17 protein-coding genes and 1 riboswitch are annotated in these 22127 nt (G+C 75.0%); of the genes, 10 read left to right on the top strand and 7 right to left on the bottom strand.

The window, feature by feature from the left end; translation table 11 throughout:
• Positions 1–675: 675 nt before the first annotated feature.
• The 3 genes from Scani_RS25945 to Scani_RS25955 all read right to left on the bottom strand — a co-directional run bounded on the left by Scani_RS25945 (position 676) and on the right by Scani_RS25955 (position 4294).
• Positions 676–2115, bottom strand: a complete 1440-nt coding sequence (locus tag Scani_RS25945; RefSeq protein WP_159480240.1) for a hypothetical protein — start codon at positions 2113–2115, stop codon at positions 676–678.
• Between the two features lie 217 nt (positions 2116–2332).
• Entirely contained in the window at positions 2333–3460 is a 1128-nt protein-coding gene (locus tag Scani_RS25950; protein WP_159480241.1) for an alpha/beta hydrolase, read from the bottom strand.
• A 177-nt stretch (positions 3461–3637) separates the two neighbouring features.
• Positions 3638–4294 (bottom strand): class II aldolase/adducin family protein, encoded by a 657-nt coding sequence (locus Scani_RS25955; RefSeq protein ID WP_159480242.1) that lies wholly within the window; start codon positions 4292–4294, stop codon positions 3638–3640.
• Positions 4295–4682: 388 nt separating this feature from the next.
• Between Scani_RS25955 and Scani_RS25960 the strand changes: the two genes are divergently transcribed.
• Complete coding sequence (locus tag Scani_RS25960) at positions 4683–5996, top strand: inorganic phosphate transporter (protein WP_159480243.1); 1314 nt, start codon at positions 4683–4685, stop codon at positions 5994–5996.
• A gap of 26 nt (positions 5997–6022) precedes the next feature.
• Positions 6023–6259 (top strand): hypothetical protein, encoded by a 237-nt coding sequence (locus tag Scani_RS25965; protein ID WP_159480244.1) that lies wholly within the window; start codon positions 6023–6025, stop codon positions 6257–6259.
• Between the two features lie 85 nt (positions 6260–6344).
• Here Scani_RS25965 and Scani_RS25970 read toward each other — a convergent pair whose 3' ends face one another.
• From Scani_RS25970 to Scani_RS25980, 3 genes are read right to left on the bottom strand one after another with little or no spacing between them, the layout of a single operon-like run.
• Positions 6345–7733, bottom strand: a complete 1389-nt coding sequence (locus tag Scani_RS25970) for an extracellular solute-binding protein (protein ID WP_159480245.1) — start codon at positions 7731–7733, stop codon at positions 6345–6347.
• On the bottom strand, positions 7730–10372 hold the full coding sequence (locus Scani_RS25975; RefSeq protein WP_159480246.1) for a caspase family protein: 2643 nt from the start codon (positions 10370–10372) through the stop codon (positions 7730–7732). The genes Scani_RS25970 and Scani_RS25975 overlap by 4 nt, the downstream gene beginning before the upstream one ends.
• 5 nt (positions 10373–10377) lie before the next feature.
• Positions 10378–10821 (bottom strand): hypothetical protein, encoded by a 444-nt coding sequence (locus tag Scani_RS25980; protein WP_159480247.1) that lies wholly within the window; start codon positions 10819–10821, stop codon positions 10378–10380.
• Between the two features lie 204 nt (positions 10822–11025).
• Positions 11026–11176: riboswitch (cobalamin riboswitch) on the top strand.
• Positions 11177–11305: 129 nt separating this feature from the next.
• On the opposite strand from Scani_RS25980, the gene Scani_RS25985 reads away from it, so the two are divergent.
• From Scani_RS25985 to cobC, 8 genes are all read left to right on the top strand, one after another.
• Positions 11306–12367 (top strand): cobalamin biosynthesis protein, encoded by a 1062-nt coding sequence (locus tag Scani_RS25985; protein WP_167538138.1) that lies wholly within the window; start codon positions 11306–11308, stop codon positions 12365–12367.
• A gap of 10 nt (positions 12368–12377) precedes the next feature.
• Positions 12378–13943, top strand: coding sequence for a cobyric acid synthase (locus tag Scani_RS25990; RefSeq protein WP_159480248.1), 1566 nt, complete (start codon positions 12378–12380; stop codon positions 13941–13943).
• 71 nt (positions 13944–14014) lie between these two features.
• On the top strand, positions 14015–16135 hold the full coding sequence (locus tag Scani_RS25995; protein WP_159480249.1) for a putative cobaltochelatase: 2121 nt from the start codon (positions 14015–14017) through the stop codon (positions 16133–16135).
• Entirely contained in the window at positions 16135–16731 is a 597-nt protein-coding gene (gene cobO, locus Scani_RS26000; RefSeq protein WP_159480250.1) for a cob(I)yrinic acid a,c-diamide adenosyltransferase, read from the top strand. Before Scani_RS25995 ends, cobO begins: the two co-directional genes overlap by 1 nt.
• A gap of 25 nt (positions 16732–16756) precedes the next feature.
• Positions 16757–18169, top strand: coding sequence for a cobyrinic acid a,c-diamide synthase CobB (locus Scani_RS26005; protein ID WP_159480251.1), 1413 nt, complete (start codon positions 16757–16759; stop codon positions 18167–18169).
• A 94-nt stretch (positions 18170–18263) separates the two neighbouring features.
• Positions 18264–18890: a cobalamin biosynthesis protein gene (locus tag Scani_RS42220; RefSeq protein WP_159480252.1), complete on the top strand. Its 627-nt coding sequence runs from the start codon at positions 18264–18266 to the stop codon at positions 18888–18890.
• On the top strand, positions 18887–19798 hold the full coding sequence (locus tag Scani_RS26015) for a sirohydrochlorin chelatase (RefSeq protein WP_159480253.1): 912 nt from the start codon (positions 18887–18889) through the stop codon (positions 19796–19798). Before Scani_RS42220 ends, Scani_RS26015 begins: the two co-directional genes overlap by 4 nt.
• 2 nt (positions 19799–19800) lie before the next feature.
• Entirely contained in the window at positions 19801–20892 is a 1092-nt protein-coding gene (cobC, locus tag Scani_RS26020; RefSeq protein WP_159480254.1) for an Rv2231c family histidinol phosphate aminotransferase CobC, read from the top strand.
• A 174-nt stretch (positions 20893–21066) separates the two neighbouring features.
• On the opposite strand, the gene Scani_RS26025 is transcribed toward cobC, so the two are convergent.
• The gene (locus tag Scani_RS26025) at positions 21067–22029 is read right to left on the bottom strand and encodes an SCO1860 family LAETG-anchored protein (RefSeq protein WP_371872435.1); all 963 of its coding nucleotides are present in this window, start codon (positions 22027–22029) and stop codon (positions 21067–21069) included.
• Positions 22030–22127 lie beyond the last annotated feature (98 nt).

Raw genomic sequence — 22127 nt, forward strand, 5'->3', positions numbered from 1 at the left:
ACCCAAGGGAGAACTGCCATGGGAGGCAGTCTAACGGCCCGGTGCAAGTAGTTTTCCTCCCACGTTTCGGCTGCGCTTGGCTTGTGGCCCACGTTTTTGGCTTTCCCGCCATGGTGGTTGCGCCTGGTGGCGGCTTCCCACGTTGTCGGCTGTCCCGCCGTTGTTGTTGCTCGCCGTTGCGCCTGCGGCGGGCGGGGTCCGCTGCGCGGGGCTGTGGGTGCGGTGACGGGCCGGAGGGGTAGGGGTGTGGGACTGCTTCGCTCTACGTCCCACACCCCTACCCCTCCGGCCCGTCCCCTCCCGTGAGGGAGTTAAGTGACGGTGGATGGGGGTGAGCCTTTGTGGCCCATTTCACTTTCTTGCTCCACACGGCGCACCGAACCACTCACGTGCACCCCCACCCCCGTCTTTCCTCCCACCCACGGGAGGGGACGGGTCGGAGCGGGTGGGGGTGTCCGGACGTAAAGCGAAGCAGTCCGGACACCCCCACCCGCGCAGACCCGTCACCGCACCCCGACAGCCCCGCGCAGCGGCACCGCCCGCCGCAGGCACAACGGCGAGAAAGCCAAAAACGAGCCGAGGCAAAGCGCAGCGAAAGGGCAACGGCGGGCGCACCGCGCAGCGGGCGATGAACGGCGAAAAACCACCACGGCGGGACGGCCAAAAACGTGGGAGTCAAACCCCACCCGTGTGGACTTGGAACGCCGCGCGCCGTACCGCCTTGGCGAGGGCCGGGTCGGGGTGGGCGGCGGCCAGGGCCACCAGCACCTGGACGGTGCGGGGGTGGCCGATGGCGCGGACCTCCTCCAGGAGGCGCGGCACCGAGCCCTGGACCGCCGAGTCGAGGTGCCGTACGAGCAGTTGGGTCTCGCCGTGGTCGGCGACGGCCGCCGCGGTGTCCACCCACAGCCAGGTGGACTCCTCACGGGTGAGCACATCGGGTGCGGTCTCCGGGTCGCCGCCCTCGTGCTCGACCAGCCACAGCAGGGCGTACGGCCGCAGGGCCGGTTCGTCGGCCGCGGCGCGTACGGCGGGCTCGGCCGGGGCGCCGACCGCCCGCAGCGCCTCGAAGGCGAGGCCGCGCAGCAGCGCGTCCTCGCCGCGGGCCACGGTCAGCAGCTCCTCGACGGCCGCGCCGACGGAGCGGGCGGCGAGCCAGGCGCGGTATTCGGCACGGGCCGGTCCGGGGGTGAGCCGGGCGCAGCCGCGGAGCATCGCCTCGGCCGACTGCTCGATATGGCCGGCCGTGCTCTGCGCGGCGACGCAGATCTGCTCCAGCTTGACCCACACCGACCAGTTGCCGAGCGGCGTCAGCTGTGCCTCGGACGCGTCGTGGAAGGCCTCGTGGACGCCGTCGTGCGCACCGTCCGGCGGCACCAGTGCGCCGACGGTCAACAGCGCGTCCAGCGCCCAGCCCAGCAGTTCGGCCAGCGACGCCCCCGCGGCGTCGTCGGCCGCCACCGCGGCATCGTCGGCGCTGCCCGGGGCCGGGTCCTGGCCGTACGGGACCTCGCAGCGTTCCGTGCGGAGCTCGGCGACGCGCTGGTCGAGCATGTCGAGCAGCACCGGCAGCCGGACGGGCCCGGCCGACAGGTGCAGCAAGGACAGCAACTGCGGCAGCGCCTCGACGACTTCGGCGACTATCGTGGGGCCGGCCGCGGCCGGCGCGGGGCGGGCCAGCGACCAGGCGTCGAAGAGCGCGACCCAGCCGCGCAGCACGGCGGTGTCGTCGCGGTCCCAGGCGCGCAGCCGCCAGCCGGGGCGGGCGAGGCCGTCATGGAGCTCGACGAGGCCGGAGAGCCGGGCCCGGTCCCAGTCGGTGCGGACCTGCTGCGGCGTCAGGCGAAGCGCCTCGGCGGCGCGTTCCGCCGCGGCCTTCGGCAGCGCCCCGTCCGGTCCGGCGCGCAGCGCGGCGCCGTCGGCCCAGCGGGCGAGGCGGGCCGCGCCCGCCAGCACGGCACGGGCCTGCCGGGCCAGTTCCGCGGGCGACGGCGTGCCCTCGGGCGGGCGGGGCGCCGGACGCTTGGTCCGGGTTGTCACCGCCCGGCGGGCGGCCGCAACCGGTTGACGGGGGACGAGTCGGAGCCGGGAGTCGCGCGGGGTACGGGACGTCACAGGAGCAGTGTTCCCGCTGTCGGCCCGAAAGCCCAATCGGAACCCTGTTTGCGATCTGCCGGGGCCGTGTCATCTGGCCGACGCGTCCCTGATGGGAGGAGTTGTCGCCCCGTATGTCCGGGCGTCATCGGGGCGGCGGCTCCGGGCGGGGACGCCCCGGCCTCGCGGGGGCCGGTGCCCGGCTCCGCGCCGGGCCGGGGGGCGCGCCTCGGCGGCGTCACATGAGCGGGGTGAAAAAGCGCCGCAGTGCCTCTTCGTAGCTCGACGGACCGGCATTCCACATCGCGGCGTGCGGTGCGTGCGGGACCGGCTGGAGGGTGACCAGATCGGCGCGGCGGGCGGCCAGGGAGCGGGAGGCCGTCCATGGGGCGATGAGGTCGTCGGGCCCGTGGAAGAGCAGGATCGGGACGTTCAGGCCGTCCGGGTCGACGGCGTCGGCGGGCCGGTCGACGGACATCCCCGTGGAGCCCTCGGCGGCACGTACGGCCAGCGGCAGCAGGGCGCGCGGGACCCGCCGGGCGGCGGCCAGCGCACGGACCGTGGCGTTGCGGTCGAGGACCGGGGAGTCCAGGACCAGGCCGCTGATCCGGGCGCGCAGTGCGGAGTGGGCGGCGGCGCGCAGTGCCATGGCCGCGCCGGTGGACCAGCCGTAGAGGACGATGTCCTGGGCGCCGTAGCGGACCGCGTAGCGGATGGCGGCGTCGAGGTCGCGCCATTCGGTGTCGCCGAGGTGGTGGATGCCGTCGGCGGTGCGCGGGGCGCCGACGTCGTTGCGGTGGGCCAGGTCGAGGACGGGCAGCCGGTGGCGGTGCAGGAACGGCATGACCACCATGGGGTGTTCTCGGGTGGTGCCCAGTCCGTGGACGGTGATGACCCAGGTGTCGCGCACGCCGGGGAGGAACCACGCCGGGAGGGCGCCGAGTTCACCGGGGACGTCGATGTCGGCGCAGTCCAGGCCGAGGGCGTCACGGGGGTTGCCGAGGTGCACCTGCGGGGTGAGCCGCATCCGGTTGCCCGGCCTGAGGGTGCCGTGGGTGACCCGCACCAGGCGGCGGACGACCGCGTCGGCGGGGTGCGGGACGCCGTGGATGACGTCGCCGATCACCGCATGGCAGCCGGAGCCGGTGAGCCCGTAGGTGCCGGGCCGCAGGGACGCCAGGCTGCGGGTGAGGGCGATGCGGCTCTCGGTGGCGGAGTGCACGGTGAGACGGGGGTCGCCCGGGAAGGGGTCGTCGGGCGACGGTTTCAGGGCAACGTCGCTGGCGTACCGGCCGACCGCCACGGCGGCCGCCCCGGCACCGATCACGGTGGTGGCGGCCACGGCCGCCGCGGTAACCAGGCGCACCTCACCAGTGTGCGCAGCGGGGCCGGACGCGGCCACTTGGCGGTGTCGGGCGGGTGATCGGGGGACGGTGGCCCGGGGGCCGGACGGCCGCCGGGCGGACGGCGACGGGCGGACGGCCGCCGGGCGGCCTGGGCGGACGGCGGCGGGAGGGCCGCGCCGCCGTCCGCGACGGGCGTTTCAGTCCTGCCGGCCGTAGCCCCGGAGCTGGACGGCGGCGGCATCGAGCTGTTCGGCGGACAGCAGGCTCGGGGTGTGGCCGGGCACGGAGCTCGCGGTCAGCCAGACCCGGCACATCCACTCCAGCTGGGCGGTGCGGTCCAGCGCCTGGTCGAGGCTGTCGCCGTAGGTGAGGGTGCCGTGGTTCCGCAGCAGGCAGCCGGTGCGGTCGCGGAGCGCGTCGAGCATGTTCGCGGCGAGCTCGTCGCTGCCGTACAGGGCGTAGGGGGCGACGCGGACCGGGCCGCCGAGCGCCGCGGTCATGTAGTGGACCGGCGGGAGTTCGGGGACGAGGGTGGAGACGGCGGTGGCGTACGGGGCGTGGGTGTGGACGACGGCGCCGGCCGTGGTGCTGCGGTAGACCGCCAGATGCATCGGGAGTTCGCTGGTCGGCCGGAGCGTGCCGATGATCTGGCGCCCTTCGAGGTCGACCGCGGTGGTGTCACCGGGCCCGAGCCGGTCGTAGGGGACGCCGCTGGGGGTGACCAGGACCAGGTCCTTGATACGGCGTGAGACATTTCCCGAGGTGCCGACGACCAGGCCGTCGGTGACGGTTCGGCGGGCGGTGGCGACCAGTTCGCCCCAGGCTTCGGCGAGGCGGTCGGCGCGGTCCTTCATGGGTCCTCCGGCGCGGTGCGGCGAATAGCGGATGCGGTGCGCGTCACCGTACGAGCAGGCCGGGGCACAGTACGCCGGGGGCCCGCCCCAACGGTATCCGCCATATAGGGATATCTGCCCTACTACGGACATTTGGCCGGAGATCAGCCACCTTGCGTTTCTTTGCCGTTAACGTCGTCGAGGAGTCGCCGCGCGGCCGGACCGCGGGGGCCGCTCGCCGTCACAGCGCATCGAGTTCGCCAACGGGTGAGGCGGAAGTGACGCCGGAGACTCCTCCGCGTGAACACTGCGGGGGTGTCACCACCACGCCCGTCCCAGTTCACTTTCCGTTCACCCGCTCTCCGTACGGTCCCAACGACACTGACCTTCGAACTGATTGCCTGGGTGAATGGAACACATCACGCTTCTCATCGGGATCGTGATCGTCACGGCCTTGGTGTTCGACTTTACGAACGGCTTCCACGACACGGCCAATGCAATGGCCACCACCATCTCCACCGGGGCCCTGCGACCCAAGACCGCGGTGGCGATGTCGGCAGGGCTCAACCTCGTCGGTGCGTTTCTGTCCGTGGAGGTGGCCAAGACCATCTCCGGCGGAATCATCGACGAGAGCGCCGGCATCAGACCTGAAGTGATCTTCGCCGGCCTGGTCGGCGCGATCGTCTGGAACCTGCTGACCTGGCTCGCGGGTCTCCCGTCCAGCTCCTCCCACGCTCTCTTCGGCGGTCTCATCGGCGCGACCCTGGTGTCGGTCGGCACCAACGGGGTGCACGGCGACGCCGTCGTGATGAAGGTCCTGATCCCGGCGGTGGCCGCCCCGGTCGTCGCGGGCCTGGCCGCGATGGCGGCGACCCGGCTCACCTACCGGCTGACCCGCAACCGCAACGAAGGGGACACCGCCAAGGGCTACCGCGCGGGGCAGATCGCCTCCGCCGCCCTGGTCTCCCTCGCCCACGGCACCAACGACGCCCAGAAGACGATGGGTGTGATCACCCTCGCGCTGATCACCGGCGGGGTCGTCGCCCCGCACGCCGACCCGCCGCTGTGGGTCATCGCCTCGGCCGGTCTCGCCATCGCGCTCGGTACGTACCTGGGCGGCTGGCGGATCATCCGCACGATGGGCAAGGGCATCACCGACATCCAGCCGCCGCAGGGCTTCGCCGCCCAGACCGGCGCCGCGGCCACCATCCTGGCCTCCTCCCACCTCGGCTTCGCGCTCTCCACCACCCAGGTCTGCTCCGGTGCCGTGATGGGCTCGGGCCTGGGCCGCAAGGGCGGCGTGGTGCGCTGGTCCACGGCCGGCCGGATGGTCCTCGCCTGGGGCCTGACGCTGCCGGCCGCGGGTGCGGTCGCGGCGGCCGCCGCGTTCCTCGCCGGTCAGGGCAACTGGGGCGTGGCCGCGGTGGCCGTCCTCGCCCTGGGCATCTGCGGCGCGATCTGGGCCGCCTCCCGGCGCAAGCCGATCGACCACACCAACGTCAACGAGGGCCCGGCCGCGGAGCCTGCCGGCGTGGTGACCACCGCGCTGCGCACCGTCTCCCCTCCCCCGGCGGGCCAGCCGGCCCCGGTGGCCGACGCCCCGGTGGCCGACGCCGCTCCGGCCGAGGCCCCGGAAACCGCCGAGATTCCGGCCCGGGCGACCGGCGCCGACACCTCCACGACCCCCGCCCCGCGCCCCAAGGCCGCGACGGTATCCCGCTAGCTGTCATCACCTAAGGAACGCACTCCATGAGCATCGACTGGGCAGCTCTCGGCCAGGTTTTCGGCGTCACCCTCGCGGTGACGGTCGGGATCGTGGGCCTGTTCACCGTCGGCATCGTCGGTACGTCCCGCAAGCCGCAGCCGGAGGGTGCCGCGGTCGCGGTCGCCGCACCGGGTGCGGGCGCGCGGGCCGGCGCGGTGGCCGCCTTCGCCCTGTGCGCGGCGGCGGTGGCCTACGGCATCTTTCTGATCGTCGCCGCCTGATATCCGCTCGTCGCCGCCTGCCCCCACCGGAGACGGCAACGGACAGCGGCAACGGACCGCACGAGGCGCCCGGCGGACCACGGCATCAGCCGTCGTCCGCCGGGCGCCTCGTCGCTGGTGCGCCCCGTCCGCCGAGCGCGTCGTCGGCCTCCCGGGCCAGCTGGTCGGCGATGGCCGTGCCGCCGCGGCCGTTGAGGAGGGCGGAGACGCCGAGCTGCACGACCTTGCTGAAGGTCTGGTAGTGGGCGCTGCGCGGGCGCGGCTCGGCGGCCAGCAGCGCCGCATGCAGGGTGTGGCTGTCGGGTCGCGGCTCCGGCGCTCCCGCGGCGCCGGGCTCGGCGTGCTCCGCACCGCTCCGCGGCGGGCAGCGCGGCGCTTCGGTGCTCTCCCGGTAGGCCGAGTCACGGGTCGCCGCGAACCCCCGCTCCAGCAGACAGCGTTCGCTGCGCGGGCTGGTCAGCGCCTCGATCAGGGACCGCGCGCCGGCCGGCCGTTTGCTGCCGGCCGAGATCGCGAGGTTCTGGCCGCCCAGTACGGACATCCGCTTGCCGTCGCTGCGGCGGGCCGGCAGCTGGGTGACGTCGAACTTCACGCCGGGCGTGAGCTTCTCGGCGACCGAGGCGTATTCGACCGGCCAGTTGCGCATGAACAGGGCCCGGCCGTCGGCGAACCAGCGGCGGCTCTCCGTCTCGTCCATCGTGGTGGCTTCGTGCGGCATGATCGCATCGAGCCGGTCCTTGAGGTCGGTGACGCCCTGCTGGAGCGCGCCGACCTGCTCGTCCTTGGTGAAGCTGGTGGCCTCGGGGTCGCCGCCGTTGGCCCAGGCCGACTCCAGGGTGTTGACGGTCAGCCCTTCATAGGGCCGCAGCTGGGCGACCATGCCGTACATCCTCGGCACCTTCCCGCGGTGTCCCCCGGCGGCGTCGCGGTTGTAGTCGCTCGCAACGCCCTGCGCCGTCTTCTTCAGTTCGTCCCAGTCGGAGGGGACGGGGCGGTGGTACTTCTCCAGGAGGTCCTTGCGGTAATAGAGCAGCCCGGCATCGGTGTTGAAGGGCACTCCCCACACCTTGCCGTCGTACTCCACGGTCTTGGCCACGCTGTCGAGGAAGTCACCGTCCAGCGGTGCGGGCCAGGGCCGGATGACGCCCGCCTCGGCGAACTCCGCGGTCCAGGCGACATCGAGGTTGAGCACGTCGTAGCCACCGTTGCCGGACTGGCCCGCTGCCAGCAGCTGGCTGCGCTGCCCGTCGGCGGTGTCCGGGAGTTTGACGAGCCGGACCGTGCGGCCGTGCTCCTTCTCCCAGGCGTGGATCAGGTCCTGGCGGATGCCGGAGCTGCTGAGGTCGCTGCCGGTGGCCAGGACGATCGCGCCGTGCTCCGGGAGGTCCGGCTCCCCCGCCGTACAGCCGCCGGCCGCCGGCAGCAGGGTCAGACAGAGCAGCGCGGCGGCCGCCCTGGTGCGCGGGGTGGTCATCGGTCCCCCTTCGTGGCCGTGCCGATGGAGGCGATCCGCCCGGCCAGCGTGTCCACGGCCTGCGGGCCGCCGGGCGCACACTGGCCGTGGGAAGCGGCGGCCAGTTGCCGGAGGGCGAAGGTGTCACAGCCCGCGGTGCCCAACGCCAGCGCCAGGACGGGCACATGGGGCCCCTCCTCGATGAGCGCGCCGAGGGTGCGCTCCACGCTCGCCGGCCGGCCGGCGCCCCCGCCGTCGTCCTGGTCGAGGATGAGCACGATGGCCTTGTTGGTGGCCGAGGACCTCTTCATCGTCCGCAGGGCGCGGGTCAGCGCCTCCTCCATCGCGGCACCGTGGTCGACCAGTTCGCCGTTCGGGCTGCCCGCGATCCGGTCGAGCGCGGCCCGGCCCCGGGCGGGGTCGGCGCTGCCGAGGGGGACGAGCTCGCGCACCGCGTCGCGGTCTGTGGGGTGTGCGCGGTCCGGGAAGGTCCACAGGCCGTAGGTGTGCCGGGCCCCGGCCAGCTCCACGGCGCGCCCGGCCGCGCTCACGGCGACCGGGAGCCTGCCGTTCTCCGCCATGGAGGTGGAGGCGTCCATGAGGATCAGCACCTGGCTGGACCGCTGCGCCTTGTCGTACCCGTCCAGCACCCGGGAGACCTGGTCCGGGCCGGCGGTGAAGGGGACCGTGGGGGCGACGAGGGGGCTGACGTCGGCGCGGCTGTCCAGCAGCGGTGAGCCCCGCCGCGGGCCGCTGTCCCGCACCCCGCGGTAGCCCTGGGCGGTCAGGGTGCGCTGGCCGCCGTCCGGGGCGCGCAGCCACTGCGCGAAGCTCGCGACGGCCGCCTGCCGCGGGGTGGCGTCCGTGGCGCCGTGCCAGTCGACGCGGATCAGCGGGTGGTCGAGGGCGGGGACGTTCCCGGGGTAGTAGGCGATGTACCGGTTGCGCAGCGGGAGCGGGGCGTCCAGGGCCGGGCAACTGCCGATGGCGTGGCCCAGGTTGTAGTCGGCGAGGGACTTCTCCGACACCAGGGGCGCGGACTTCGTCCGGTCGACGGCGCCGGAGGCGTCGGTGTCGGTGTCGGGCCGCAGCGAACACAGCAGTTCGGTGCTGCCGGCGTACTGACTGCCCGGCGCTGCGAGCCGCTCCTCGGCCTGCCGGGCGAGGGTGAGGTCGGGCGCGCCCGCCGCGGCGGTGCCCGAGCCGTCGTGGCCGAGGTAGAGGCCGATGGTGTGCAGCAGACCGGTGCCGGACAGGACGGGGCTGGGCCGCAGGAGCTTGAGGTCGCGGTGGGTGCGGTCGGTTCCGGTGAGCAGCTCCTGCCAGGAGGCGCCGGCCGGTTCGACGTCGTCCAGCCGCCGGGGTGCCGGGATGCCGACGACGAGGGGGGTGTAGGCGACCGGGGCGGAGTAGTGGAGGGTGACCGGGGATCCCTTGGCGGGCATGCCGCGGCGGGCCTCGTCGTAGTCGGCGGTGGATTCCGGGATCCAGATGTCGGGCTGCGGTCCCGGCCGGTAGAGGGGGTCGATGCCCTGGTCGCCCGGCCGGCCCTTGCCGGTGCCGCGGGCCTCGCCCTGCCAGCGGTCGGCGGCCGCGAAGCCCTGGTCGACCTGGTCCTTGGCGGCGGAGTACACGGTGATCTGGGCGCGCCGGCAGCCGTCGGGGAGGTCGCCCTCGCCGCTGAGGGGCCGGGTGTTCGTCTCGGACATCTCGTAGTCGAAGGCCGCCCGGCGCAGCGCGGGTTCGGCCTCGGGCGCGGTGAGCAGCCGCAGTTCGAGGGCGGGCGGGCAGGGCGCCTCGCTGTTCGGGAGGGAGAGCAGGACGACGCCCGTGGTGGCCGGTACGAAGATGATCGCCAGGATCAGCAGCAGTCGGGGCCAGTGCCGGAAGTACGACTTCAGCCAGCGGCGTAAGCGGACCCGCAGCGGGGTCGGCGGGCGGGCCTCGGGGGTGGCGAAGGACAGCACGACGTCGTCGACGGTGTTCTGCTTGGCCGAGCGAGGCTCCCAGACGTCGCCCATCGGGGTCCGTTCACCGGCCAGTTGTTCGCGCAGCTCCCGGACGAGGTCCTCGAAGGTGACGAACCGTTTACCGGGGACGCCCCGTTCCAGGGCCTGCACCAGGGCGCGGTTGAAGACGCTGCCCCCGGTGGGTTCCTCGCCGCTGAAGATACGGCGGTTGGGCTGCGCGGCCATCAGCAACGAGGTGGGTTTGCGGCAGGCGTAGAAGGCCTCGCTCGCATTGCCCGCGTAACAGCACTCCAGGACGATCACGATCCGGTCGGCCCGTGCGTTGTCCAGGTAGGGCAGCACCATGTCCTGCCAGGAGACGGTCTTGTGACGCCGTTCCGAGGCGCCGACCATCAGCTGCAGATTGCCGCCGTCGCGGCCCACCCGGCCGTGGCCGGAGAAGTACACCAGCAGCAGCCCGCGCGCCTCCTGGGTGACGGTGTCCAGCGCCTGTTCCACCTCCCAGGGCTCCTGGGGACGGCAGGTGACGACCTCGCCCTTGGTGAACAGATCGGTGCCGGGGGCGAGCAGGGCCCGCTCCAGTGCCCTGGCGTTGTCCTTCACCGCGGGGAGCGGGTGCAGGGTGCGGTAGTCGTCGACACAGATCAGCAGCGCCCGGTTGACCTTGCCCCGTGCGTCGTATTCGGACATCCGGCTCAGTCCCCGGCGGTGCTGCCGCTCCCGTCCGCCGGGCTGCCGGGATCGGGGTGTTCGGGGGCCACGGCGCCCGGTCCCGCGTCGCCGAGCGCCTGCAGGTCCCCGTCACCGCTCCCGACCGCGACGGCGGGCCGTTCGCCGGTGTCGCGTTCCTCCCGGCGCCGCCGCAGCCACTCCTGCAGGGCGATACCGAGACTTTTGGCGATCTCGGCGGCCACGGCACCGACGACGACCAGGATCAGGTCGTCGACGCCGACGGCCATGTCGCCGGGGCCGTGGTCGCTCCCGTCGGCCGGCCGCGGGCGCAGCAGCCAGTCGTGCCGGCGGCGGTCCAGCCACGGCTCGCGCTCCAGCCACGCCTTGAGGTCCTCGATGTCCTGGTCGGGATTGTTCGTTCCCGTGATCCTGATGCGGATCTCGTGACGGTCAGCGCTCTGCGGCATCCCCCGGCCCCCTTCCGGCGGCCCCATCGCCGCCGTGCACCAGATAGTGACGTGAGATCAGGGGCGCGGGCAACCGTCTGTGATCTGGCTGCCACGCTGTGGCGCGCACCACAGCGCCTGCCACAGGGCAGCGTTGCAGGTCAAGGGTGAGTTGACGGGCATTCGCGGGACGTGGTGGACTGCCGGGGCCATTCGGCGACAGATGAGGAAGTCCGGTGAGAATCCGGCGCGGTCCCGCCACTGTCACCGGGGAGCGTTCCTCCAGCGAAGGCCACGGTCCGCCGCGCGTACGTCCACCGACGTCCGCAGGACTGGAAGGCCGGAGGACTCGCCGATCCGGGGAGCCAGGAGACTCTTGTCGCCGTCACGTCGAGCCAGGGCGCGGACCCTGAGTGAGGACATACCGCCATGCCCGGCCGCCCTTCGAGAGCTCCACTTCCCGCTGCCGCAGGGCCCCTTCGAGGACTGACGGCGGTCTGATCCGATGCGCGGCGAACACGCCACATATGCGTGCGGCGCGGCCCTCGGTTTTCTCGGCGACCTGATCGCGGCGGACCCGCGGCGCGGCCACCCGGTGGCCGCCTTCGGCCGGGCCGCGGCCGCCGTCGAACGCCGGCTGTGGCGCGATCACCGCGGCTACGGGACGGCGCATGCGGTGCTGTGCGCCGGCGGTGCCGCCGCCGGTGCCGCGCTGGTGCAGCGCGCCGTACGCACCACCGCCCCGGCCCCCCTGCGCGACGGCGCCCGGATCGCGCTGACCGCGGCGACGGTCTGGGCCGTGCTGGGCGGCACCTCGCTCGGCCGGGAGGCCCGTGCCGTCGGCGGGGCGCTGGCGGCGGGTGACCTGGACGTGGCGCGGGAGCGGCTGCCGCATCTGTGCGGGCGCGACCCACAGGCACTGGACGGGCCCCAGATGGCCCGTGCGGTGGTGGAGTCGGTCGCCGAGAACACCTCGGACGCCGTGGTGGGCGCCCTGGTCTGGGGCGCGCTGGGCGGGATGCCCGGCCTGGTGGCGTTCCGGGCGGTGAACACCCTGGACGCGATGGTGGGGCACAAGTCGCCGCGCCACCGCCGTTTCGGCTGGGCCTCGGCCCGGCTCGACGACCTCGCCGGCTGGCCCGGCTCCCGGCTGACCGCCGCACTCACCGTGCTCGCGGGCCCCGACCGGCGCGGTGCGCTGCGGGCCTGGCGGGCGGACGGCGGGGCGCATCCGAGCCCCAACGCGGGCCCCGTGGAGGCGTCGTTCGCGGGCGCGCTCGGCGTCCGGCTGGGCGGCACGCTGGCGTACGGCGGCCGGGTGGAACACCGGCCGGTGCTCAACGACGGGGCGCCGCCGGTCGCGGTGCCCGACATCGAACGGGCCGTGCGGCTCTCGCGCCGGGTGGGCGTACTGGCGCTGGTGACGACGGTGGCGGCGCGGCTGGCGGCCGGGGCGGTGCGGCGGACCCCGTCGCGCGCCCTCCGCCCGGCCGCGGGTGCAGTGACGCGCAGGGCCGTGGGGGCACTGGCGCGTGGGGCTCACGACGGCCGGGGCCCCGGCGCATGAGGAGGACCCCGTGAACGGGCGGTTCAAGGCATCCGGTGGGGCCGTCGGCGGTGGCCTGTTGGTGGCCGGTACGACGTCCGACGCCGGCAAGAGCGTGGTGACCGCGGGCATCTGCCGCTGGCTGGTCCGGCAGGGCGTGCGGGTGGCGCCGTTCAAGGCCCAGAACATGTCGCTGAACTCGTTCGTCACGCGCGAGGGCGCGGAGATCGGACGGGCCCAGGCGATGCAGGCCGCCGCGGCGCGGGTGGAGCCGACCGCGCTGATGAACCCGGTCCTGCTCAAGCCCGGCAGCGACCGCAGCAGCCAGGTGGTGCTGCTGGGGAAGCCGGTGGGCGAGCTCAGCGCCAAGGGCTATCACGACGGGCGCCAGGAGCAGTTGCTCGGCACGGTCACCGACTGCCTGGCGGAGCTGCGGCGTACCCACGACGCGGTGATCTGCGAGGGCGCCGGCAGCCCCGCCGAGATCAATCTGCGGCGTACCGACATCGTGAACATGGGCCTCGCGCGGGCCGCCCGGATCCCGGCGGTGGTGGTCGGCGACATCGACCGCGGCGGCGTCTTCGCCTCCTTCTTCGGCACCACCGCGCTGCTGTCCAAGGAGGACCAGGCCCTGGTCGCCGGGTACCTCGTCAACAAGTTCCGGGGCGATGTGACGCTCCTGGAGCCGGGCCTCGACATGCTGCGCGGCCTCACCGGACGGCAGACGCTGGGCGTGCTGCCCTTCTCCCACGGCCTCGGTATCGACGAGGAGGACGGCCTGCGGGTGTCGCTGCGCGGCGCGGTCCGCGAGAGCGTGGTGGCGCCGCCGCACGGCGCGGAGGTGTTGCGGGTGGCGGTCTGCGCCGTCCCCCTGATGTCGAACTTCACGGACGTGGACGCACTGGCCGCGGAGCCGGGTGTGGTGGTGCGGTTCGTGGACCGGGCCGAGGAGCTGGCCGACGCGGACCTGGTGGTGCTTCCGGGGACCCGGGGCACGGTCCGGGCCCTGGCGTGGCTGCGCGAGCGCGGCCTGGCGGACGCGATCGCCCGGCGGGCCGCCGAGGGCCGCCCGGTGCTGGGCATCTGCGGCGGTTACCAGATGCTGGGCGAGCGCATCGAGGACGACATCGAGTCGAAGGCCGGCGTGGTCGACGGGCTGGGACTGCTGCCGGTCCGCGTGCGCTTCGCGGCCGAGAAGACCCTGGCGCGGCCGGTCGGCGAGGCGCTGGGCGAGCCGGTGACGGGCTACGAGATCCATCACGGGGTCGCCGAAGTGACCGGCGGCGACGAGGCGTTCATGTCCGATGACCAGGGGCGCAGCCTGGACGGCTGCCGGACCGGCTCCGTATGGGGCACGCACTGGCACGGCTCGCTGGAGAGCGACGGCTTCCGCCGGGCCTTCCTGCGGCGGGTCGCCGCGGACGCGGGCCGGGCGTTCGTACCGGCCCCCGACACCGGCTTCGCCGCCCTGCGCGAGGAGCAGCTGGACCGGCTGGGCGACCTGATCGAGGAGCACGCGGACACCGGCGCGCTGCTGCGGCTGATCGAGGAGGGGGTGCCGGAGGGGCTGCCGTTCGTGCCTCCGGGGGCGCCATGAGGGGTACGCAGTGGAGGACCGCGACAGACGCGGAGGACACAGCCGGCCGACGACCTGGAGGACGACACAGCATGACGACCGCTCACGACACGACCCCGCAGTACCCCTTCACGGCGGTGGTCGGCATGGACGATCTGCGGCTGGCGCTGCTGCTGAACGCGGTGAGCCCCGCGGTGGGCGGTGTGCTGGTCCGCGGGGAGAAGGGCACCGCCAAGAGCACCGCCGTCCGCGCGCTGTCGGCCCTGATGCCGCATGTGGACGTGGTCGGCGGCTGCCGCTTCGCCTGTGCCCCCGCCGCGCCCGACCCCGGCTGCCCCGACGGGCCGCATGAGCCGGGTGCGGTCGAGGACCGCCCGACGCGGATGGTCGAACTGCCCGTCGGCGCCTCCGAGGACCGGCTGGTCGGCGCCCTGGACATCGAACGGGCGCTGTCGGAGGGCGTGAAGGCCTTCGAGCCGGGCCTGCTGGCGGACGCGCACCGCGGCATCCTCTACGTCGACGAGGTCAACCTCCTCCACGACCACCTGGTGGACCTGCTGCTGGACGCGGCCGCCATGGGCGCCTCGTACGTGGAGCGCGAGGGGGTGTCCGTACGGCATGCGGCCCGCTTCCTGCTCGTCGGCACCATGAACCCCGAGGAGGGCGAGCTGCGGCCGCAGCTGCTGGACCGGTTCGGGCTCACCGTCGAGGTCGCCGCCTCCCGCGAGCCCGACCAGCGGGTGGCCGTGGTCCGGCGCCGGCTGGCGTACGACGCCGACCCGGCCGGCTTCGCGGCCCAGTGGGCGGCCGAGGAGACCGAGCTGCGCCACCGCATCGCCGCGGCACGGGAGCTGCTGCCGGACGTGACGCTGGGGGACGCGGCGCTGCGGCAGATCGCGGCGACCTGCGCGGCGTTCGAGGTGGACGGGATGCGCGCGGACATCGTGATGGCGCGCACCGCCACGGCGCTGGCCGCGTGGGCGGGGCGGACCGCGGTCCTGGAGGAGGACGTGCGCCGGGCCGCGCTGCTGGCGCTGCCGCACCGTCGGCGCCGTAACCCCTTCGACGCGCCCGGCCTGGACGAGGACAAGCTCGACCAGACCCTGGAGGAGTTCGGCGGGGCGGACGAGGGCACGGACGGCGAGGACGACCCGGACCCGGACGGGCCGGACGGCGGCCCCGACGGGGGCGGTCCGGACGGCGGCGGAGCGCCCCCGCAGGACGGCGGCGACGGCGGTCCGCAGGAGTCGCCCCTGACGCAGGACCCCGAACTCCCGCACCAGCAGGAGCGGGAGAGCGCCGAGGCGCCCGAGCGGCCGCAGGAGCAGCCCGCGGCCCCGGAGCAGGCCGATCAGGGCACCCCCGCCGCGGGCGGCGAGCAGGCCGCGGTCGGCGCCACCGAGCCGTTCCGTACCCGGCGGCTGGACGTCCCGGGCCTGGGCGAGGGCGCGGACGGCCGCCGGTCGCGGGCGCGGACCGCGCACGGCCGGACGACCGGCGCGCGGCGTCCGCACGGCGCCCTGGGCAAACTGCACCTGGCGGCGACCGTGCAGGCCGCGGCGCCGCACCAGCGGGCGCGCGGGCGCCAGGGGCGGGGCCTGGTGGTGCGCCGGGACGATCTGCGCGAGGCGGTACGCGAGGGGCGGGAGGGCAATCTGGTCCTCTTCGTCGTGGACGCGTCCGGTTCGATGGCCGCGCGCAAGCGGATGAGCGCCGTCAAGGGCGCGGTGCTCTCGCTGCTGCTGGACGCCTACCAGCGGCGCGACAAGATCGGCATGATCACCTTCCGCGGCACCGGCGCCGAGCTGGCGCTGCCCCCGACGTCCTCGGTCGAGGCGGGCGCGGCGCGGCTGGAGCAGCTGCCGACCGGCGGCCGTACCCCGCTATCGGAGGGGCTGCTGAGGGCCCATGAGGTGCTGCGGGTGGAGCGGATGCGGGACGCCTCGCGGCGGCCGCTGCTGGTGGTCGTGACCGATGGCCGGGCGACCGGCGGTCCGGAGCCCGTCGTACGGGCCGCCCGCGCCGCCCGGCTGCTGGCGGGCGAGGGCACCGCCTCGGTGGTCGTGGACTGTGAGACCGGCCCGGTGCGCCTGGGCCTCGCGGGTGAGCTGGCCCGTGACCTGCAGGGCACCGCGGTCACCCTCGACGAACTGCGCGCGGACAGCGTCTCCGCGCTCGTACGGACCGTACAAGGCAACAGGAAGGCAGCGTAATGCCGCAGGGACAGCCGTCCGTCGTACCGAACGACGGCCTCACCACCCGCCAGCGCCGCAACCGCCCGCTGGTGTTCGTCCACACCGGCCAGGGCAAGGGCAAGTCCACCGCCGCCTTCGGGCTGGCGCTGCGCGCCTGGAACCAGGGCTGGCCGGTGGGGGTGTTCCAGTTCGTGAAGTCGGCGAAGTGGAAGGTCGGCGAGGAGCGGGCGCTGAAGGTGCTCGGGGAGTCCGGCGAGGGCGGCACCGTCGCATGGCACAAGATGGGCGAGGGCTGGTCCTGGGTCCAGCGCGACATCGCCTCCAGTGAGGACGCGGCGCGGGAGGGCTGGGAGCAGGTCAAGCGCGATCTCGCCGCGGAGACGTACAAGCTGATGGTGCTGGACGAGTTCGCGTATCCGCTGAAGTGGGGCTGGATCGACACCGAGGAGGTGGTGTCGGCACTGCGCGACCGTCCCGGTACGCAGCATGTCGTCATCACCGGGCGGGGCGCCCCCGAACCGCTGCTGGACTTCGCCGATCTGGTGACGGACATGACCAAGGTCAAGCACCCGATGGACACCGGCCAGAAGGGCCAGCGGGGCATCGAATGGTGAACAGGATCAGCATGGCGGGCAGGGCATGAGCGGCGGCGCGATCCCCCGGCTGATGATCGCCGCGCCGTCGTCGGGCGCGGGGAAGACGACGGTGGCCACCGGCCTGATGGCGGCGTTCGCCGAGGCCGGGCTCGTGGTGTCGCCGCACAAGGTGGGCCCGGACTACATCGATCCGGGCTACCACTCCCTGGCCACCGGCCGTCCCGGCCGCAATCTGGACGCCTATCTGTGCGGGCCCGACCGGATCGCGCCGCTGTTCCTGCACGGGGCGGCGGGCGCCGATCTCGCGCTCGTCGAGGGCGTGATGGGGCTGTTCGACGGGGCGTCCGGGAAGGGCGAGCTGTCCTCGACGGCGCAGGTGGCCAAGCTGCTGCGGGCACCGGTGGTGCTGGTGGTGGACGCGTCCTCGCAGTCGCGGTCGGTGGCCGCGCTGGTGCACGGCTTCGCCTCCTGGGACCCGGAGGTGCGGCTGGCCGGGGTGATCCTCAACAAGGTCGGCTCGGACCGGCACGAGGAGCTGCTGCGGGAGGCGATGGACTCCTCCGGTGTGCCGGTGCTGGGCGCGCTGCACCGGGACGGGCGGGCCGGTACGCCGTCCCGTCACCTGGGCCTGGTGCCGGTCGCCGAACGGCGGGCCGACGCGGTGGAGTCGGTGGGCGAGCTGGCCGCGCGGGTCCGCGCGGGCTGCGATCTGGAGGCGCTGCTGGCGCTGGCGCGCACGGTGCCGGAGCTGCCGGACGCGCCCTGGGACCCGGCGGCGGAGCTGGCGTCGGCCGCGGGCGCGGGAATCGGGACCGGGACCGGGGTCTCCGCCCCGGAAAGGCCGCTGATCGCCGTCGCGGGCGGCGCCGCGTTCACCTTCTCGTACGCCGAGCACGCCGAGCTGCTGGCCGCCGCGGGCGCCGAGGTGGTCCCCTTCGACCCGCTGCGGGACGAACAACTGCCGCCCGGCACCCAGGGGCTGGTGATCGGCGGCGGCTTCCCGGAGATGTACGCACCGGATCTGTCGGCGAACGCGCCGCTGCGCGCGGCGGTGGCAACACTGGCCGCGTCCGGGGCGCCGGTCTCCGCCGAATGCGCCGGACTGCTCTACCTCTCCCGGTCGCTCGACGGGAAGCCGATGTGCGGGGTGCTGCCCGCCGAGTCCCGGATGACCGAACGGCTCACCCTCGGCTACCGCGAGGCGGTGGCGCTGCGGGACAACGCGCTCGCGGCGGCCGGAACCCGGGTACGCGGCCACGAGTTCCACCGCACGGTGCTGGAGCCGGGCGCGGGCGCCGACCCGGCATGGGGGCTGACGCACCCGGAGCGCCGGGTGGAGGGCTTCGTGTCCGGCGGGGTGCACGCCTCGTACCTGCACGTGCACTGGGCCGCCGAACCGTCGCTGGCCGGACGGCTGGTGGCGAGCGCCGCGGCGGCCCGGGGCGCCGCCCGATGACACGCGGGAGCGGCGGCGCGGGGCCCGGGGCCCCCGCCGTCCCCGGTACGCGGCGCACGGCCGCGGAGACCGCCGGACCGCCCGGCGGCGCGGGATGACCAGCCGGGCGGCCGACGAGGCACCCGGGGCAGGCGACACCGGCACCGCCGGCGCACCGCTCGCGCCGCTGGTCGCCGGCGTCGGGGCACGCCGCGGCGTCCCGGTCTCCGAGGTGCTGGAGCTGATCGCGGCCAGTTGCGCGGCGGCGGGGTACGCCCCCCACCAGGTCGTCGCGCTGGCGACGGTGGCGGCCAAGGCGGCCGAGCCGGGGCTGACCGGGGCGGCGCGCGCGCTGGGAGTGCCGCTGCGGTCGTTCCCGGCGGCGGCCCTGGCGGCCGTCCGGGTACCGGAGCCGTCCACGGCCGCGGCGGCCGCCGTGGGGACGCCGAGCGTGGCCGAGGCGGCCGCGCTGCTGGCCGCGGGGCCGGGGGCCGTCCTGGCCGCCGGCAAGCGGAAGTCGGCGCCGCCGGCCCGGGCGACCTGTGCGCTCGCCGGACCCGCTGTAACGGACAACGGGGCCCTTACCGCTGGTAGGGAGGGAGCGGCCGCCGTGCCCTCGGCCGGGGCGGTTATCGTCATGGCCTCCCCCAACCCGCCCCGCCGTGGCCCGGATCGGCGGACGGCGGTCGTCGGCGACCCGGCGCCCGACAGCGCACCCCCCGGTACCAAGGAGACCCAGTGACCACTCCTCCCGCACTGCTCATCGCCGGTCACGGCACCCGTGACGAAGGCGGGGCCGAGGCCCTGCGCGCGCTGGTGCGTACCCTCGGCGAGCGTCACCCCGAAGTGCCCGTCGCCGGCGGGTTCTTCGGCGTCCCGGCCTCTCCCCTGCCGCTGGGCGACGCCGTCGACGGGCTCGTCGCGCGGGGCGCGACCCGGCTCGCCGTCATACCGCTGCTGCTGGCCCCGACCGGCCCGGTACCGGAGGCGCTGCCCACCGCACTGGAGCGGGCGGCGGAGCGCCACCCGGGGCTCGGCTACACCTGCGGCGCCGAACTGGGGCCGCACCCCAAGGTGCTCGACGTACTGGAGCGCCGACTGGACGAGGTGCTGGGCGGCGGCGCCCGCCGGCCCGAGGACCGGGCCCGGACCACGGTGCTGCTGGTGGGGCGCGGCGCCTCCGATCCGTACGCCAATGCCGAGGTGGCACGGGCCGCGCGGCTGCTGTGGGAGGGGCGCGGCCTCGCGGGTGTGGAGACCGCGTTCGTCTCGCAGGCGGCGCCCGATGTGCCCGCGGGCCTGGACCGGTGCCGGACCCTGGCGGCCGCGGCGGCAGCCGGCCGGCCGGGCCGGATCGTGGTCCTGCCCTACTTCTTCTTCCCCGGCGGCCTGCTGGAGCGGCTGCGGATGCAGGCCGAGGGCTGGGCCGCGGCGTACCCCGGCACGGAGGTGATCGTCGCGGCGGCGCTCGGCGCGGAGTCCGAGGTCGCCGAGGCGGTCATGGAGCGCTACCGCGCGACGGTGGCGGACGGCCCGCTGCCGGACGGCGCGTCGTGCGGGTGCCGGGCGGCGGCGGAGGACGCCCGGCAGACGGACGGCGACGCGGTGCCGCGGCGCGCTCCGGTGGCGACGGACGCCGGGGAGCGGTGAGCATGCCGGCGCACACCGGGCCCGCACCGCTCCGGCCCCCCGGCCGGGACGCCCCGCCCCACGAGCCCGATCTGCGGCACCACGGCGACGCCGAAGTACGGGGCGCGGACGGCGGGTTGACGGATCTGGCGGTCAATGTCCGCACCGGCACTCCCCCGGCCTGGCTCAAGACCAGGATCGCCGCGTCGCTGGACACGCTCGCCGCGTACCCCGACGGTGGCGCGGCACGCCGGGCGGTCGCGGCCCGGCACGGCCTGCCCGTGGAACGGGTGTTGCTGACGGCGGGGGCGGCGGAGGCGTTCGTGCTGATCGCCCGCGCCGTACGGGCCCGCCGGCCGGTCGTGGTGCATCCGCAGTTCACCGAGCCCGAAGCGGCGCTGCGGGACGCCGGGCACGAGGTCGCGCGGGTGCTGCTCGACGCGCGCGACGGCTTCCGGCTGGATCCGGCCGCGGTGCCCGAGGACGCCGATCTGGTCGTCGTGGGCAACCCCACCAACCCCACCTCGGTCCTGCACCCGGCAGAGGTGCTGGCCCGGTTGGCGCGGCCCGGCCGGACGCTGGTGGTGGACGAGGCCTTCATGGACGCGGTGCCCGGTGAGCGGGAGGCGCTGGCCGGCCGCACGGACCTGCCGGGTCTGGTCGTGCTGCGCAGCCTCACCAAGACCTGGGGGCTGGCCGGACTGCGGATCGGCTACGCGCTGGCCGCCCCGGACACCGTCGCCGCCCTGGAGCGGGCGCAGCCGCTGTGGCCGGTCTCCACTCCGGCGCTGGCCGCCGCCGAGGCGTGCTGTACACCCCGGGCGCTGGCGGAGGCGGAGGCGGCGGCCCGGGAGATCGCCGTGGACCGGGCCCATCTGCTGGCCCGGCTGGGCGAGTTCGGGCAGATCCGGGCGGCCGCCCCGGCGGCGGGCCCGTTCGTGCTGATCCGGCTGCCGGAGGCGGACGCGGTACGGGCCGCGCTGCGGGCCCGCGGCTTCGCGGTGCGCCGCGGTGACACCTTCCCCGGCCTGGGCCCCGACTGGCTGCGCCTCGCGGTGCGGGACCGGGCCACGACGGACCGGTTCGCGGCGGCGCTGGGCGAGGTGCTCACGTAGCGGCCGCACGGGTTCTCCGGTGGTCCTCGCCGGGGTCCCGCACACACCACGTTTCGTGGGCCCCCGGCGAGGGTGAGGTGCGCCGTACCGGCTGTCCATGGCCCGGTACGGCGCACCCCGGCCGTACCCCGCGCGCGACGCCCCCACAGCACCGGGCGCGGTGTACGGGGTCCGTCAGCCGCGGCCGCCCGGTGCGGCGTTGCGGCGCCGGCGGGCGTAGCCGACCGATCCGGCCCCCACGGCGACCAGCAGGGCCGCGCCCCCGGCGAGGTACGGGGCGGCCGAACTGCCGCCGGTCTCCGCGAGGTTCTGGGTGCTGGGCCGCGAACCGGTCCCGGTCACCTCGGTGTCCCCGGCCGGCTTGGTGTCCCCGGCCGGCTTGGTGCCGCCGGTGGTGCCGCCGGAGCCGTTGTGCTCGGGCGCCTTGACGCCCGGCGCGGTGCACCCGGCGTGGGCCAGCGTGACCCGGCCGTGCACCTCGGCGACGCCGAGCTTCAACGGGTTGAGGGAGACCTTCAGGTCGAGCGCGGTGGCCGCGGCGCTCTTGGACAGGACACTCTTCCGGGACAGGTCGAGCCGCACCTGGCCCACGCCCGGCACCTTGACGTCCGTCGTACCGCCCGCGGTGAGCCGGACCCGCTTGCCCAGGACGCGGACGTCGCCCAGTACGTTCGCCTCCGCCCGGGGCCGCTCGCCCGCCTCGCACACCGCCTTGGCGGTGACCTGCTGGACCTCGATCAGGGACAGCAGTGCCAGGCCGGGCAGCCGCACCTTCGCCTTCACGAGGTTGGCGTAGCCCTCGGTCCTGCCGTGGCCGGCGGTGGCCCGTGCGGTGGCGGCATCGGCGCGCAGCACGCTGAACGGCCGGCCGTGGTCGATGCCGTCGAGGCGGACGGTGAGCGCGGTTTTGGCGGCCGAGGCCGGGGCGTGCACCTCGTTCAGGGCGGCGTTCAGCGGGACGTCGAGCGTCTTGTGGAGCAGCCCGACGTTCAGGCCGGTGCGCAGCACGACCGCGTCGGCGGTGCCGCGGGCCGCGCCGTGGTCTCCGGTGGCATGCGCGGGGACGGCGCCGAGCAGGAGGGCGGAGCCGGCCGTGAGCGCGGTGGCGACGAAGGTCGCGGCGAGGCGTCGGGGCATGCCGGAGGAGCAGGTGGGACTGGTGGACACGTGTGTGGAACCCTCACAGGAGAAATGGAGCCGCCGGCCGCGCCAATGGGGGACATCACGCGGGCCGA

The organism is Streptomyces caniferus (assembly GCF_009811555.1).
GTDB classification, from domain to species: Bacteria; Actinomycetota; Actinomycetes; order Streptomycetales; family Streptomycetaceae; genus Streptomyces; species Streptomyces caniferus.